Here is a 771-nt window from a genome sequence, read left to right as displayed (position 1 = left end):
GGTGTGCAGGTCGATGCGCACGACGCGGACTCCAGGGCGGTCTCGGGGGGGGGGACGACGGGGACATCTTCACTGTACCGGGGCACAGCGGCGCCTCCGCCCACACAGTCGTACGAGACGAGCGCCTCGCGCCCACGGCCCGCCCCACGGGCGCACGGACGCGTGCGGGCCGCGCGCCCACCACGCCCTCGGGCCGACGCGCTGTCGGCTCCTCGTCACATCCGGCCCGGGTCGCGCCCAGGTGCTTCCCGTCGGCCCCGGCCGAGCGCTCCGGAGCGCTCGCTCAGGACAGCACGCGCGGCGACAGCGCGCCGCACGGCAGCAGGTCCACCTCGGCGCCGGCGTCCCGCAGGTCGGTGAGGACGAACTCGTCGTAGAGCAGCACGCCGGCCTGCTCGGGCCAGACGATCACCCACAGCCACAGGCCACGGGCCTCGCCGGCGAAGACGGCGCGGTCGTCGGGCACGCCGCTCACGTGCCACAGCGGGGTGGGCCGGCCGGCGGCGTGCACCTTGGTCTGCGGGGGCTGGTCGACGCGCATCAGGGGGCCCGGGTCGAGGCCGTCGATCCCCGCGTACCGGGCGCCGAGGCCGACCCCGAGTTCCTCCGCGACCAGCAGCATCTCGCCCGCGCCGCCCAGTGGGCCGGGGCCCGAGCAGGCCACGGCGGTGGCCCGGCCGCCGCTGCGGTCGTCGCCGGCGGAGACGACGCCGGTGAACAGCCAGCCGACCGGCAGCGGCCACGGCATCCAGACCGGCACCTGGGCGCGGT

General features: G+C 77.3%; 1 protein-coding gene. It reads right to left on the bottom strand.

Annotated features, from left to right (window positions below; translation table 11 throughout):
* Positions 1-283: 283 nt before the first annotated feature.
* Positions 284-771: DUF6758 family protein (locus KUM32_RS37065; RefSeq protein ID WP_217146258.1), on the bottom strand; the 488-nt coding region annotated here is incomplete at its 5' end.

The organism is Streptomyces sp. AC627_RSS907 (genome assembly GCF_019049165.1).
This window is presented reverse-complemented; position numbering and strand designations above follow the sequence as displayed.